General features: G+C 26.6%; 15 protein-coding genes and 1 tRNA gene. 5 read left to right on the plus strand and 11 right to left on the minus strand.

Going from position 1 to position 15,685, the window contains the following annotated elements; translation table 11 throughout:
* Positions 1-163: 163 nt before the first annotated feature.
* The 11 genes from rpsO to greA form a co-directional block, all read right to left on the minus strand.
* Complete coding sequence (gene rpsO / locus D9V71_RS01905; RefSeq protein WP_158340928.1) at positions 164-433, minus strand: 30S ribosomal protein S15; 270 nt, start codon at positions 431-433, stop codon at positions 164-166.
* A gap of 104 nt (positions 434-537) precedes the next feature.
* A complete protein-coding gene (gene truB, locus D9V71_RS01910; RefSeq protein WP_158340696.1) occupies positions 538-1,476 on the minus strand; it encodes a tRNA pseudouridine(55) synthase TruB in 939 nt (312 codons plus the stop codon).
* A gap of 38 nt (positions 1,477-1,514) precedes the next feature.
* Entirely contained in the window at positions 1,515-1,877 is a 363-nt protein-coding gene (rbfA, locus tag D9V71_RS01915) for a 30S ribosome-binding factor RbfA (RefSeq protein ID WP_158340697.1), read from the minus strand.
* Positions 1,878-1,922: 45 nt separating this feature from the next.
* Positions 1,923-4,559, minus strand: a complete 2,637-nt coding sequence (infB, locus tag D9V71_RS01920) for a translation initiation factor IF-2 (protein WP_158340698.1) — start codon at positions 4,557-4,559, stop codon at positions 1,923-1,925.
* A gap of 16 nt (positions 4,560-4,575) precedes the next feature.
* Positions 4,576-6,069, minus strand: coding sequence for a transcription termination factor NusA (gene nusA / locus D9V71_RS01925; protein ID WP_158340699.1), 1,494 nt, complete (start codon positions 6,067-6,069; stop codon positions 4,576-4,578).
* Positions 6,070-6,408: 339 nt separating this feature from the next.
* Positions 6,409-6,491, minus strand: a tRNA-Leu gene (locus D9V71_RS01930).
* 49 nt (positions 6,492-6,540) lie between these two features.
* Positions 6,541-6,870: a preprotein translocase subunit SecG gene (gene secG / locus D9V71_RS01935; RefSeq protein ID WP_158340700.1), complete on the minus strand. Its 330-nt coding sequence runs from the start codon at positions 6,868-6,870 to the stop codon at positions 6,541-6,543.
* 186 nt (positions 6,871-7,056) lie between these two features.
* On the minus strand, positions 7,057-8,391 hold the full coding sequence (gene glmM / locus D9V71_RS01940) for a phosphoglucosamine mutase (protein ID WP_158340701.1): 1,335 nt from the start codon (positions 8,389-8,391) through the stop codon (positions 7,057-7,059).
* A 229-nt stretch (positions 8,392-8,620) separates the two neighbouring features.
* Positions 8,621-10,456, minus strand: coding sequence for an ATP-dependent zinc metalloprotease FtsH (ftsH, locus tag D9V71_RS01945; RefSeq protein ID WP_158340702.1), 1,836 nt, complete (start codon positions 10,454-10,456; stop codon positions 8,621-8,623).
* A 65-nt stretch (positions 10,457-10,521) separates the two neighbouring features.
* Entirely contained in the window at positions 10,522-11,142 is a 621-nt protein-coding gene (gene rlmE, locus D9V71_RS01950; RefSeq protein ID WP_158340703.1) for a 23S rRNA (uridine(2552)-2'-O)-methyltransferase RlmE, read from the minus strand.
* Between the two features lie 73 nt (positions 11,143-11,215).
* The gene (gene greA / locus D9V71_RS01955) at positions 11,216-11,692 is read right to left on the minus strand and encodes a transcription elongation factor GreA (protein ID WP_244278924.1); all 477 of its coding nucleotides are present in this window, start codon (positions 11,690-11,692) and stop codon (positions 11,216-11,218) included.
* 503 nt (positions 11,693-12,195) lie between these two features.
* Between greA and D9V71_RS01960 the strand changes: the two genes are divergently transcribed.
* The 5 genes from D9V71_RS01960 to cgtA all read left to right on the plus strand — a co-directional run bounded on the left by D9V71_RS01960 (position 12,196) and on the right by cgtA (position 15,622).
* Positions 12,196-12,465 (plus strand): BolA family protein, encoded by a 270-nt coding sequence (locus tag D9V71_RS01960; RefSeq protein WP_158340705.1) that lies wholly within the window; start codon positions 12,196-12,198, stop codon positions 12,463-12,465.
* 35 nt (positions 12,466-12,500) lie between these two features.
* Positions 12,501-13,751 carry a UDP-N-acetylglucosamine 1-carboxyvinyltransferase gene (gene murA / locus D9V71_RS01965; RefSeq protein ID WP_158340706.1) on the plus strand — a complete coding sequence of 417 codons (1,251 nt, stop codon included), beginning with the start codon at positions 12,501-12,503 and terminating at the stop codon, positions 13,749-13,751.
* A 120-nt stretch (positions 13,752-13,871) separates the two neighbouring features.
* The gene (gene rplU / locus D9V71_RS01970) at positions 13,872-14,198 is read left to right on the plus strand and encodes a 50S ribosomal protein L21 (protein ID WP_158340707.1); all 327 of its coding nucleotides are present in this window, start codon (positions 13,872-13,874) and stop codon (positions 14,196-14,198) included.
* A 4-nt stretch (positions 14,199-14,202) separates the two neighbouring features.
* Positions 14,203-14,457 (plus strand): 50S ribosomal protein L27, encoded by a 255-nt coding sequence (gene rpmA, locus D9V71_RS01975; protein WP_158340708.1) that lies wholly within the window; start codon positions 14,203-14,205, stop codon positions 14,455-14,457.
* Positions 14,458-14,617: 160 nt separating this feature from the next.
* Positions 14,618-15,622, plus strand: a complete 1,005-nt coding sequence (gene cgtA / locus D9V71_RS01980; RefSeq protein ID WP_158340709.1) for an Obg family GTPase CgtA — start codon at positions 14,618-14,620, stop codon at positions 15,620-15,622.
* Positions 15,623-15,685 lie beyond the last annotated feature (63 nt).

Here is a 15,685-nt window from a genome sequence, read left to right on the forward strand (position 1 = left end):
AATAAACTACATTCTTAAAATTTTTTTATGAACGACAAAAAAATTAGTGTTTAACCAGAAAATTTAAATAAAAATGTAAAAAAAGGGCTAATAAAGCCCTTTGTAAAAAATCTATTTTTTATTAATATAAAATTTTTAATTTTATCATTTTTATAAAAATTATTTATCGTCTTAAATGTAGATCTTCAATTAAAGCAGTATAACGAGATATATTTTTTTTCTTTAAATAATCTAATAACTTACGACGTTTTGAAACCATGTTTAAAAGACCTCTACGACTACAATGGTCTTTTTTATGTTCAGAAAAATGTGTTTGAAGATGATTGATTTGATTTGTTAACAATGCAACTTGTACTTCTGTCACTCCACTATTATGCTCGGATTTACCATATTTTAAAATAATTTTTTTTGTGTCTATTGTAGATAAAGACATATAATAACACTCCATGATATTTAAAACTCTATTAAATCACTCTTAACTTGATTAAGTTATTTTAAAATAATATCATGCTAATCTTAAATTTAATAGTGAATAACTTAATTAGTAAATTCAGAAACCAATCGGTATGGAATTAATAATTTTCCCATATTAATTTTTCCTAAACCAATAAATTTTTTATTTTCTTCTTCTATTACACGCACTAAACTGTTTTCTGTAGTAGAACAAAAATTTACTATTTGTCCTAATCTAAAATTATATGATTGTTTGCAAGAAAGATATACTTTAGGCAAAAAAGATACAGGACTATCTACTGGCATTAATAAATTATCTATATTTTCAAAAGAATTAAAATTATTTATATTTTTTTCATTTAATAATTTATATAAATCAGAAATTGTTACTAATTGAGTATAAGGATATGAAGCTACTTGTAAGCGCCTCAAGAAAATAACATGAGCACCGCAACCTAATTTTTCTCCTAAATCATCAATTAATGTACGAATATATGTTCCTTTTGAACAGAATATTTTAAATTCAATTAAATTATTTTCTTGACATATAGAATATATATCATAAACTGTCACTTTTCTGCTATTACGTTTAATAATCAAGCCTTTACGTGCATATTTATATAACGGTATGCCATTATATTTAATAGCTGAATACATTGAAGGAATTTGTTCAATTGAGCCAATTAATTCCTTAATAGATAAATCAAGTTTATAAGAATTAAATAAAATAGGACGCTTTTTTATGATAATTCCATCAGAATCAGATGTAGATGTTTTTTCACCTAATTTAGCAATGACATGATATCGTTTATTAGATTCAGTCAAGTAATGTGCAAATTTTGTACATTCTCCGAAACAAATTGGCAACATACCTGTAGCTAAAGGATCTAGAGTACCAATATAGCCTGCTTTTTTTGCATTAAAAATAATTTTAACTTTCTGTAAAGCGTTATTAGAAGAAATACCTTGAGGTTTATCTAGTAAAAATAACCCATGAACACTGCGTTTTTTATAAAAAAACATCTATTTTCCTTTTATTTTATTGATACAAAATATATTTTTTACTCTTTTTTTTCTAAATTTTCTAAAATAAAAGAAATTTTACTACCTTTTAAAAAGGAATCATCATGATAAAAAATAATATTTGGAATAATTCTCAATCTCATTTTTTTGCATAATAACCTACGAATATAACTAGAAGATTTATTTAAGATCATTATTTTTTTTTTTATATTTAATTTATTATCACTTTGTAAAAAACTGACAAATATTTGAGCATGAGATAAGTCTTTAGAAACTTGCACATCAGAAACTGTTATAATCGTTTTAATACGCGGATCTTTAAGTGAATACTGTATAATTAAAGCTATTTTTTTTTGCAATTCTTGAGCAATACGAAGAGATCGATTAAACACTTTTTCCATAACTATATTACCAAATTAAATATTTTATAAAATATACATCATAGTTTATAATATTCTTTTAACTTCTTTAACCTCAAAAACTTCTATAATATCTCCAATGCGTATATCATTATAATTTTTTATCCCAATTCCGCATTCTAGTCCATTACGTATTTCATTTAAATCTTCTTTAAAACGACGTAATGATTCTAATTCACCTTCATATATTACTATATTATCTCTTAGTATATGAACAGGATTGCTACGCTTAATTATTCCCTCTGTAACCATGCAACCAGCAATCAAACCAAATTTAGGAGATTTAAATGTATTTCTTACTTCAGCTAAACCAATAATATTTTCTTTGTATTCAGGTGATAAAAGACCTGTCATAGCAGATTTCACTTCATCAAGCAAATCATAAATCACTGAATAATATCGAAGATCTAAATGTTCGGAATTAATTATTTTTTTGGCAGAAGAATCTGCACGAACATTAAATCCTAAAATAATAGCATTTGAAGCTAATGCTAAAGAAGCATCTGTCTCTGTAATGCCTCCAATACCTAATCCTATTATTTTTATTTTTACTTCTTTAGTAGATAATTTTAATAAAGCTCCTGAAATCGCTTCTAAAGAACCTTGTATATCAGATTTAAGAATAATTTTTAATTCAGAATTATTATCTTTTTTTATATTATCAAACATATTTTCTGACTTTATTCTATTCTGATTCGATAATTTTATTTCACGTGATTTTTCTTTACGATAAGAAGCTACTTCTCTCGCCTTTTTTTCATCGCGAACCACAGTAACTACATCTCCTGAAAAAGGTACTTTAGATAATCCTAGAATTTCTACTGGTATAGATGGTCCAGCACTTAAAACTTCTTCTCCATTTGCGTCACGTAAAACTTTAATACGACCATATTCAAAACCACATAATATTATGTCTCCTTTGTTTAATTTTCCTTTTTTTACTAACACAGTAGCTATTGGTCCTCGACCTTTATCAAGAAAAGACTCTATAACAACACCTTCGGCCATACCGGTAGGCACTGCTTTTAATTCTAACATTTCTGCTTGTAATAAAATCACATTTAATAGTTTATTGATACCTTTTCCTGTTTTAGCGGAAACAGAGACAAATATATTTTCACCACCCCATTCTTCTGAAAGAATATTATATTTTGTTAAATCATTTTTTACCTTATCAATGTCAGAATCTATTTTATCAGTTTTATTAATAGCAACTATGACTGGTACACTAGCTTCTCTTGCATGTTGAATAGCTTCAATTGTTTGTGGCATTACTCCATCATCTGCTGCTACAACTAAAACAACAATATCAGTCACTTGAACACCACGAGACCTCATTGCAGTGAATGCTGAATGTCCAGGTGTATCTAAGAAAGTAATTGAACCCAAATCAGTCTTTACATGATAAGCACCAATATTTTGTGTAATTCCACCGGCTTCATGAAACGCTGTTTTTGTTGAACGGATATAATCTAACAACGATGTCTTTCCATGATCAACATGTCCCATTATAGTTACCACTGGTGCTCTAATAACAGAAACATTGTTTCCTGTATCACGATCTTTCATGATTAATTCTTCTAATGCGTTTTCTCGATGTATAATGACTTTATGACCCATTTCTTCTGCAATAAGTTGAGCTGTATCCTGATCAAGAATATGATTAATCGTACCTGTAATTCCCATGTTCATCATATTTTTAACAACTTCAGCGCTTTTAATAGCCATTTTATTTGCTAAATCAGATACAGAAATTGCATTGCCAATAACAACATCTCTATTCACAATAGATTCAGGTTTTTGAAAAACTTGTCGTAATAAAACAGGTTTATTTTTTTGTTTGTTATTTTTTTTATTTCGATTAGAAATGCGTATTTCTTCTTTATAGTATTTTCCATTATGAAAATTTTTATTACTTTTTCTTTGACGATGATTTTTTAAAACTCGACCATGATTTCTTTTATCTGTTTCTACTTCTCTATCGTTGTCATCTTCAGCTTGACGTGCATGTAAAAATGTTGTTAAATGATAATCTTTTTTTCCTTCTTGATGAGAAGACCAGGTCTCTGTATTTTCTTTAGTTCTTTTTTTATTGTTTAATTCAAAAGAATTAGATTCTACCTGTCTTTTAAATTTCTTATTTTTTTCATCTTTGTTTAAAATTTTTTCTTTATTCAATTTTTTTAAGTTGAAAGATTTTAAATCAGTTGTATTTGATTCTATCTTTTCAGGATTGTTTATATGTTTTTTATCTACATCATTATTTATAGCATTTTTCTTGAAAAATTTTTTTTCTTTATCTTTGATAGGTAATGTTTTTTTTATCGAAGGTTTAATTTCTCTTTTCATATTCAATAAAGATTGAGTTTCAAATTTATTATTTTTTATATAAGTTCTGTTTTTTCTGACTTCGACTTGTATAGACTTATTTTTTCCTCCAATAGTTGAAACGTTTAAGGTACTACGTGTTTTTCTCTGTAGAATTAAAGTATCTAAAGAATATTTTTTTTTAGATTCTAAATGTTTTAATAAAAGATTTTTTTCAATTGTATTAATATAATTATCTTGAGTTTTTACTATACCAATATTAGATAGTTCTTTTATTAATTCATTAATTGAAATTTTTATTTCATTAGATAAAACTTTTAAACTTATATCTGGCATACTATTCTTCCTATTATTAAACTTTATTACTACCAAACCAACAAATATTACGAGCAGTCATGATTAATAAACCAGCTTGTTCAGCATTTAAATTCTTAATATCAGTTAAATCATCTATTCCTTGATCAGCTAATTCTTCTAAAGTAAATATGTTTTTTTCAGCTAATTGTAAAGCTAGTGCCGTATTCATACCATTAATTTTTAATAGATCATCTGCCGTTTTTCTTTCTTTAACTATGCTAGTTTTTTTACTCAATTCTATTAAAAGCAATCTATTTTTTGCTCTTTCACGTACTAATTTTGCTTGATCCTCAGTTAAATTTTTAATTTCTAATAATTCATTAAATGGTATATAAGCTAATTCTTCAAGAGAAGAAAAACCTTCTTTTACTAAAATATTAATAATATTTTCATTTATATTTAAGTTTTCTTTGAAAATATTAAAAGCAGCATGAGCTTCTTCTTGGTGTTTAGAATGAAGATCTTCTGTAGTCATAACATTCAATTCCCAACCACTAATTTGAGATGCTAAACGAACATTTTGACCATTTCGACCAATAGCTTGTGCTAAATTATTTGTATCTACCGCTATATCCATAGTATGATGATCTTCATCTACAATAATAGAAGCTACATCAGCTGGAGCCATAGCGTTTATAACAAATTGAGCGGGATTATCATCCCATAAAATAATATCAATACGTTCTCCACATAATTCGCTGGACACTGCTTGTACTCGAGCTCCTCTCATACCTACACAAGCTCCTACAGGATCAATACGCTTATCATTAGTTTTTACTGCAATTTTAGCACGAGAACCTGGATCACGTGCTGCAGCTTTTATTTCAATAACTTCTTCTCCAATCTCAGGAACTTCTATTCGAAATAATTCAATAAGCATTTCAGTTTTTGAACGACTTATAAACAATTGAGCACCACGAGCTTCTGGATATACTCCATATAAAATACCACGAATACGATCACCAGGACGAAAGTTTTCTCTAGGTAACATACCTTCACGTAAAATTAATGCTTCAGCATTATTGCCTAAATCTAACATTATATTATCTCGATTAATTTTTTTGACTATACCAGTAATAATTTGACCGAGATATTTGCGAAATTGTTCAACTAACATTGCACGTTCTGCTTCACGTACTTTTTGTACAATTACTTGTTTGGCAGTTTGAGTTGTTATTCTATCAAAATCAACAGATTTAATCTGTTCTTCTACATAATCATTAAGATAAACTTTTTCACCTTCAAAACATGCTGCTTCCAAAGTAATTTCTCTTGTTGGTTGAGTAACTGTTTCTACCACCATCCAACGTCGAAAAGTAGTAAAACTACCAGTCTTGCGATTAATACTCACTCTTATATCAATTTCTTGTTCATGTTTTTTTTTAGTTGCTGTTGCCAATGCAATTTCTAAAGCTTCAAAAATTTTTTCACGTGGGAGAGATTTTTCATTAGAAACAGCTTCGACAACAGCTAAGATTTCTTTGTTCATCTTAGAGAACCTCAAAATAAAAATTTTTAAAATGAGTAATTACAACTCATTTTACATGTATTAATTACAAAAAAATTTAATTATGAAATTAGATAATTAATACACTAATTTTTATTAATCAAGAGTTTATATAATTAATTATTATTTAATATTTAAAGACGAATTAAGCTATATAATTTAGAATAAATATTCTAATAAAAAACCCCGAAAATTCGGGGTTTCAGGCGCTATCACCCTGTATATAAAATTATTATTGATAAATTTTTTATATATTAAATACTTGAGTATTATCAATTTAAAAGTTGATACAATTATTAAAAAAAACCAATGGCACCTTAGTACCGAGAATGGGATTTGAACCCATACGCCTATTCGGCACTATCCCCTCAAGATAGCGTGTCTACCAATTTCACCACCTCGGTAAAAATTTGTTATACGATGATATATTTTTTTACACTAAAAATTCGATAATTAATTAGGTATGTCTGAACTTAAAAAGTTTTTATTTAACAGATGTTTTTTTGTGACAGTTTTTTGATGATTATTTTCCCAAAAAAAATCTGAATTAATTTTTTTACTGTTAATATTACATAAGATAATACTTGTTGCTAAAAATAAAAAAGACAGAATTCTAATAATATTAGTTATAAAATTATTTGTTCCTGCACCACTGAAAAACTTACTATTATTTTTTGTATTTAAATGAATTGTATTATTCAGACTCTTTCCTGGCTGCAGTAAAATAAAAAAAATTAAAGAAATTGAAATGAAAATAAAAAAGATTAAAAAAAACAAATACATAAAAAATTATTTCCTTATTTTATATAATATTATTATTTGTAATACATTCATGTTTTAATTTAATACATAATCTTTATTTATTAAAAAAAATTTTATTTCTGATAAAAAATTTATATATAAACTTTTACATATAAATTATCTATTTTAAAAATCTATCATAACTAGCATTTTTATGAAATACATAAATTAAAGTAATTTAATAGTTTCTTTAATATCATGAGCTAACTTGTAAGTTTTTAAATAATTTTCACCTTCTACCATAATTCTAACACACGGTTCTGTACCGGATTTACGAACTAAAACACGACTATTTTTACCTAAAATATTTTTATATTGTAAAAGAATATTTTTTATTTTTAAATCTTGTTCTAAATTTTTATCTTCTTTTAAAAAAATATTTAACAAGACTTGAGGAAAAAGTTTTATTTGATTTGATAAATTATATAAAGTCGTATTATTATTAATCATACTCAATAAAACTTGTAAACTAGCAATAATTCCATCACCAGTAGAATGTTTATCTAACAAAATAATATGGCCGGATTGTTCAGCTCCTAATATCCATTTTTTTTCTTTAATCTTTTTATATATATTACGATCTCCGACTTCCGTAGCATAAAAAGGAATTCCAAGTTTTTTTAAAGCTAAAATCACACCCATATTAGTCATTAAAGTACCTACCACACCACCTTTTAATTTTTTTTCTTTTAAATATTCTTTTGCAATAATGTAAATTATTTGGTCTCCATCGACTTTATTTCCCAAATGATCTACCATAATCACACGATCCCCATCACCATCAAATGCTAAACCAATATCAGCTTTTTCTAATAAAACTATTTTTTTTAATTTTTCAATATCAGTAGATCCTGAATTTTTATTTATATTAACTCCATTGGGATGAATAGAAACTGTAATTACTTTCGCACCTAAATCTTTAAAAATTTTAGGTGCTATATTAAAAGTTGAACCATTAGCACAATCTAAAATAATAGTGAATTTTGATAAATTTAAATCTTTAGGAAAAGTATCTTTACAAAATTCAATATATTTATTTTCAGGATCTATGATGTTATTAGAACAACCATAATTTGTATAATGAGAATAAAAAAAAGTATGTTGTATTTGTTGTTCAATAGAAAGTTCTATTTTTTTAGTAATTTTAATTCCATTTTTATAAAAAATTTTTATTCCATTATCATAAAAAAGATTGTGAGAACCTGAAATGACAATTCCTGCAGAAGCATTTAAAAATTTAGTAAGATATGCAATTGCTGGAGTAGGTATGCAGTTAGCTAATAAAGTAGATACACCTGTAGATAAAATACCAAATTCTAAAATAGACTGTAACATAGATCCAGAAACACGTGTATCTCTTCCAATAATAATTTTTTTTGTTTTATCTTTACCTAAAACTGTTCCAATAGACCAGCCTAATTTTAATAAAAAATTTGGTTTAATTGGATTTATACCTACTTTCCCACGTATACCATCTGTTTTAAAATATTGCAAAAAAGTCATAATGATTTCATTCCTATATTATTTGAAAATAATTATATTTTGCAATAGATTGTAATACATTTTATTTTCTATTAAAAACAAGATGAAGTTATAATAATTTTATCACTTCATCTTATTTTAAGATACACTAAATGAAGGAATGTTAAACATTATAAAATTAATATTTTTTTTTAAAATAAAATTTTGGCAAAACATATAAAAATATATTTATATTTCTAAATTAAAGAAATTATTTATTTATATCTGTTTCAATCCATCCCTTTGGTTTGCGTACTTCTTTTCTTTTCATTAAATCATCAATTTGAAATGCATCAATAGTCTCATATTTTATTAATGCTTCTTTCATAGCATGTAATATATCAATATTTTCATTCAAAATATTTTTAGCTCTACTATAATTAATTTCAATTAATAATTTTACTTCTTCATCAATAATTCTCGCTGTTTCATCAGACATATGTTTTGCTTTAGCTACTGATCGTCCTAAAAACACTTCCCCTTCTTCTTCAGCGTACAATAAAGGACCTAATTTTTCTGAAAAACCCCATTGAGTGACCATATTTCGCGCTAAGCTTGTAGCTATTTTAATATCATTATAAGCACCAGTAGAAACATTTTTAGCACCATAAATAATTTCTTCTGCTAAACGACCACCATATAAAGTGGATATCTGACTTTCTAACTTTTGACGACTGATGCTAAGTGTGTCTGATTCCGGTAAAAAAAACGTAACACCCAATGCTCGTCCTCTAGGAATAATAGTTACTTTATGTGCCGGATCATGATCAGGTACTAATCTTCCAATAATAACGTGGCCAGCTTCATGATATGCTGTAGATTCTTTTTGAAAATCACTCATAACCATCGATCTTCTTTCAGAACCCATCATCATTTTATCTTTAGCTCTTTCAAATTCCAACATGGAAACTACACGATTATCAAGTCTAGCTGCAAAAAGGGCTGCTTCATTAACTAAATTAGCTAAATCGGCACCTGAAAACCCTGGTGTACCACGTGCAATAATCATAGGATCTACATCTTTAGACAAAGGCACTTTTCTCATGTGTACTTTTAAAATTTGTTCTCTTCCCCGAATATCTGGTAGTGCTACAATAACTTGACGATCAAAACGACCAGGACGCAAAAGAGCTGGATCTAAAACATCAGGTCTATTAGTAGCAGCTATTAAAATAATACCTTCATTACCGTCAAAACCATCCATTTCCACTAACATTTGGTTAAGTGTTTGTTCTCTCTCATCATGTCCTCCACCCAATCCAGTACCCCTTTGACGTCCTACAGCATCAATCTCGTCAATAAAAATTATACATGGTGCAGATTTTCTCGAATGTTCAAACATATCTCTTACTCTTGAAGCACCTACTCCGACAAACATTTCAACAAAATCAGATCCAGAAATAGTAAAAAAAGGAACTTTAGCTTCTCCAGCTATTGCTTTAGCAAGTAATGTTTTACCAGTACCAGGTGGTCCAACCATTAATATACCTTTAGGAATTTTTCCTCCTAATTTCTGAAAACGACTAGGTTCTTTAAGATATTCTACTAATTCACTAACTTCTTCTTTTGCTTCATCACATCCCGCAACATCTGCAAAGGTAGTTTGAATTTGATCTTCTGATAGCATACGCGCTTTGCTTTTTCCAAATGACATTGCACCTTTTCCACCACCCATTTGCATTTGACGCATAAAGAAAATCCAAACACCAATAAGTAATAACATCGGAAACCAAGATATAAGAATTGAAATTAGAAGACTCGGTTCTTCAGGTGTTGCTCCAATAATTTTAACTCTTTTTATCAAAAGATTATCTAAAAGTTTAGGATCATTAATAGGAATATACGTAGTGTATTTACTACTATCTTTTTTAGTAACACTAATCATACGTCCATTAATATATGCTTCACGGACCTGATCCTGATTTACTTCTGATAAAAAAGTCGAATAATCAACTCTATGATTATTTATATCATTAGTATTAAAATTTTGGAAAACAGACATTAATACAACTGTGATAACTAACCAGAAGATCAGGTTTTTAACCATGTCACTCAAAGGAACAACCTCTCATTGAATCTATATTTTAAAAACAACACAGACTATTATAATTTTTATCTGGTTGCTAGAATGAATATCTCTCGAGATCTTGTTCGAGAAGTTTTAGGTTTGCAAATTTTAATTTTTGTAAATAACATTTTAATTTCTTTATATAATTCATTAAAACCTTCTCCCTGAAATGATTTCAACAAAAAAATACCATTTTTAGATAACACATAATTTGATATTTTTAATGCCAACTCACACAAGTCAATAATTCGCGGCATATCAATAGAAAAAATTCCTGTTATATTAGGGGCCATATCTGACATTACCAAGTGAAATGTAGTATTACTTAAAGAACTTAGCATTGAATTTAATGTTTTTTTATTACGAAAATCTCCTTGAAAAACATTAACACCTTTTATAGGTCTTATAGGTAATATATCACAAGCTATAACACGTCCTTTTTTTCCTATTCTACTAATAGCATATTGTGACCAACTTCCAGGAGCAGCACCCAAATCAATAACATTCATACCAGTTTTGAATAATTTATTACTTTTATCTAATTGTTCTAATTTAAACCAAGCTCTTGAACGTATATTATTTTTTTTCGCATCCTTGACATATTGATCTTTAAAATGTTCTAATAACCAACGATTAGAACTACTTGTTTTTTTTTTAGAAATCATATTTTCACTATTTTAAAATTAATTTTTTAATCAAAAACTTTACAAAACTTTCAATTATCTTAAATTTTTAAAATTATATATAATCTATCTTTAAAATCTTATATTTAACATCACCGCCCGGTGTATGTATAATTACAATGTCATTATTTTTTTTTCCAATGAGACCTCTTGCTATTGGAGAATTAATAGAAATTAAACTTTTTTTAAAATCAGATTCATCATCACCTACAATTTGATAAATAAATTTTTCATTATTTTTTATATTTAAAATTTCAACAGTAGAACCAAAAATTACTCGACCATCATTAGATATTTTTGTTATGTCTATAATTTGAGAATTAGATAACTTGGACTCAATTTCTTTAATACGTCCTTCACAAAAACTTTGTTCTTCACGAGCAGAATGATATTCAGCATTTTCTTTTAAATCACCATGTTCTCTAGCTTCTGCTATTGCTGTAATAATACGAGGACGTTTTATGCTTTTTAATTTCTTAAGTTCTTTACGAAGTTTTTCTGCCCCTCTTACAGTCATTGGAATTAAATTAATCATATAAATACTCCACTATTTTATTGTATAATTTTTAAAAATAACTCTTAAAAAAATAAAAAATATTTTTTAAAATTAAAAAAAATGTTAAATTATATTTTTATGAAATTTCTTAACTATCAATATTTTCATATTATATCTCTTGCTAAAAATTTTAAATTAAAGATTCCAAAAAAGAAGCTTTTCTTAATAAAATTTAATTGAATTTTATAGATAATAAAAATATATAAAAAATAAAAATATTAAATTTATTTAGCTAATTGTTTAAAAAAATTTTTTTTATTCAATCTGATGTTTTTTTAAAATATATATTTTTATATTAAAATATATTCATCTATTTTAAAGTAAAAAATAAAATTTATCAAAATTTTAAAGATTTAGTTGTATATATTTGTATATTCTTAATTAACTTAATTACTAAGATTTTCAATTAATAGAAAATATTAATTCTTATTTAAAATTTTAATACAACATTACCTATTCAATTAAAAGTAAATTAAAAAATGGATAATCAAGATATAAAATTATTACTTTCTACAACATTAAATCTAAAAGAAACTTATATTACAGGAGATAGCAATTTTATTAAGATAATTGCTATAGGAAATATTTTTAAAGGCGCGACTCAAGTAAAACGACAACAAATAGTTTACACACCTTTAATAAGCATGATCAAAGAAAAACATATTCATGCCGTATCTATCATGGCTTATACACCTGAAGAATGGGAAAATAATAATAAGAAAAGTAATTCTGATTATCAATTAAAATAAAAAATTATATTAATACAATAGAGATTGATTAATTTATGGGAACACTATACGTAGAAGGAAATAAAATTTTAAATGGCAATGTTATTATCTCAGGTTCCAAAAATGCAGCGTTACCTATTTTATTTATGACTATATTGACAGAAGAAAAAGTTAAAATTAGTAATGTTCCAAATTTAACCGATATTAATATAGCACTCAAATTACTCGTATATTTAGGCGTAAAAATAAAATATAAAAAAATATTATGTATTGATGCAAGCTCAATAAATATTTTTTATGCTCCATATCATTTAATTAAAAAAATTAGAGCATCTATCTGGATATTGGGTCCTCTTTTAGCACGTTTTGGAAAAGCTAAAATATTTTTACCAGGAGGATGTAAAATTGGAAGCAGACCTATAGATTTGCATTTAAATGGTTTAATAAAGTTAGGTGCAAAAATTAATTTAAAAGATGATTGTATTAATGCTTCTGTTAAAGGTCGTTTACAGGGAAAATATATTTTAATGGAAAAAATTAGTGTCGGTGCTACTATTACAATTATGAGTGCTGCTACTTTAGCTCAGGGTTCTACAGTAATTGATAACGCCGCTTGTGAACCAGAAATCGTTGATATTGCAAAGTTTTTGAATACTATAGGAGCCAATATTATTGGTGCAGGTAGCAACAAAATATATATTAAAGGGGTTTTAAAATTAACTGGTGGTGCACATCGAGTAATTCCAGATAGAATTGAAACAGGAACTTTTTTAGTCGGTGCAGCAGCTTCTCAAGGCCATATCATTTGTCATAAAACTGAACCTAAACACTTAGAAAATGTACTGATAAAATTAACTGAAGCTGGAGCAAAAATTAACACAGGAAACGACTGGATTAAATTAGATATGAGAGGAAAAAGACCTAAATCTTTGAATATTTGTACTTCTCCTTATCCAGGATTTCCAACAGACATGCAGGCTCAATTTGCTTTATTGAATACGATTTCTGATGGAATAGGCACTATAACTGAAACTATATTTGAAAATCGTTTTATTTACATATCTGAATTAATTAATATGGGTGCTAAAATAAAAATTAAAAATAATACTATTATATGTTATGGAATACCTAAATTAATATCTTCTCATGTTTTTTGTAGTGATTTAAGAGCATCAGCAACATTAATATTAGCAGGATGTATTGCTGCAGGTTTAACAACAGTAAATCATACTTATCATCTTATTAGAGGATACGAATCATTTCCTACTAAATTAAATAAATTAGGAGCTAATATTAAAATTATATAATTTTAATTAATTTTTTCTGTAATATAGAATTAATTCTTATTAAAAGAAAATTTTATAAAATTCAATTCTTTTTTATAAAAAATCATAAAAATAGTAAATTTTAAACAACTGGAGTGTTTTATGTATGCAGTTTTTGTAAGCGGTGGAAAACAATATCGAGCAATTAAAAATCAAGTGATCAGATTAGAGAAATTAAATAATTCACTTGGGGAAACTGTAGAATTTGATAAAATTCTAATGGTTTCTGATAAAGATTCGATAAAAATTGGAACTCCTTTTATCACAGGTGGGGTAATAAAAGCTCACATTCAAAATCATGGTCGTCTTAAAAAGATCAAAATTATTAAATTTAATCGTCGTAAACATTATAAAAAACAGCAAGGTCATCGTCAATATTTTACTGATGTAAAAATTATAGATATTACTAATATCACAGGAGAAATTTAAACAAATGGCACATAAAAAAGCTGGTGGTTCTACTAGAAATGGACGCGATTCTAACGCTCAAAGACTGGGAGTTAAATGTTTTGGCGGTCAATTAATTTCAGCAGGAAGTATAATTGTTAAACAACGTGGAACAAAATTTCATCCAGGTAAAAATGTGGGTTGTGGAAAAGATCATACAATTTTTGCTATTGTAAAAGGAAAGGTGGAATTCAAAAAAAGAGGATTAAAAAAAAGAACATACATAAATATTATTAATTAAATAATAAATCATTTATATATGAAAAACCCCTTTTCCAGGGGTTCTACCTTTTATTAAAAAATACATAATATATTTAACAAATTAATTAATCTTATCAAAAAAACTGTAAAATATTAAAATACTTGCTAATAATAAAAAAATATTATACATGGATTAAAAAATGAAATTTATCGATGAAACTATAATACAAGTTATTGCTGGTAATGGTGGAAATGGTTGTGTAAATTTTAGAAGAGAAAAATACGTTCCTAAAGGAGGTCCAGATGGCGGAGATGGTGGAGACGGTGGGAACGTTTGGTTAGAAGCTAATAATAATCTAAATACTCTTATAGATCTTAGATTCAAAAAAAAATTTCAAGCACAAAATGGACAAAATGGATCAAGTAGAAAATGTTCTGGAAAAAAAGGGAATGATATAAAAATAGACGTGCCTATAGGAACAAGAGTAATAAACTATCAAACGAGAGAAATAATAGGTGATCTAATTCGAGATAAACAAAAAATATTAATTGCTAAGGGAGGTTGGCATGGATTAGGTAACACTAGATTTAAATCTTCAACAAATAGAAGTCCTAGAAAAAGCACATTAGGTACAATAGGAGAAAAAAGAGATATACAATTAGAACTGATTTTAATTGCTGATGTTGGAACATTAGGAATGCCTAACGTTGGAAAGTCTACTTTAGTTACAAAAATATCCGGAGCTAAAACAAAAATTGCAAATTATCCATTTACAACATTAAACCCAATTTTAGGAAGTGTGACTATTCAAAACAACAAAAAATTTATTATAGCAGATATTCCAGGTATAATTAAAGGTGCATCTAATGGTTCTGGATTAGGAATCCATTTTTTAAAACATTTAGAAAGATGCAAATTATTACTACATATTGTTGATTTAGTTCCTCAAAACAATTTCCACCCAGCAAATAATATAGATATTGTGTTAAATGAATTAAAAAAATATAGTCTAAAATTATACCAAAAACCAAGATGGTTAGTCTTTAATAAAATAGACTTATTAAGTCCAAAAAGATTAAATCAAATCATTAGTGAGCTCAAACACCAATTCAAAATAGATGAAAAATGCTACTTTATTTCTTCAATAAACAAAACTGGTATAAAAAAATTATGTTTTGATATAAGCAAGTATTTAGTAAAATAAAAAAGAACTCGGTTCATTAAAAAACCAAGTTCTTTCAAATTAAAATTAATTATACTTAGTTTG

This window comes from Buchnera aphidicola (Macrosiphum euphorbiae), from assembly GCF_005237295.1.
Lineage (GTDB): Bacteria > Pseudomonadota > Gammaproteobacteria > Enterobacterales > Enterobacteriaceae > Buchnera > Buchnera aphidicola_AP.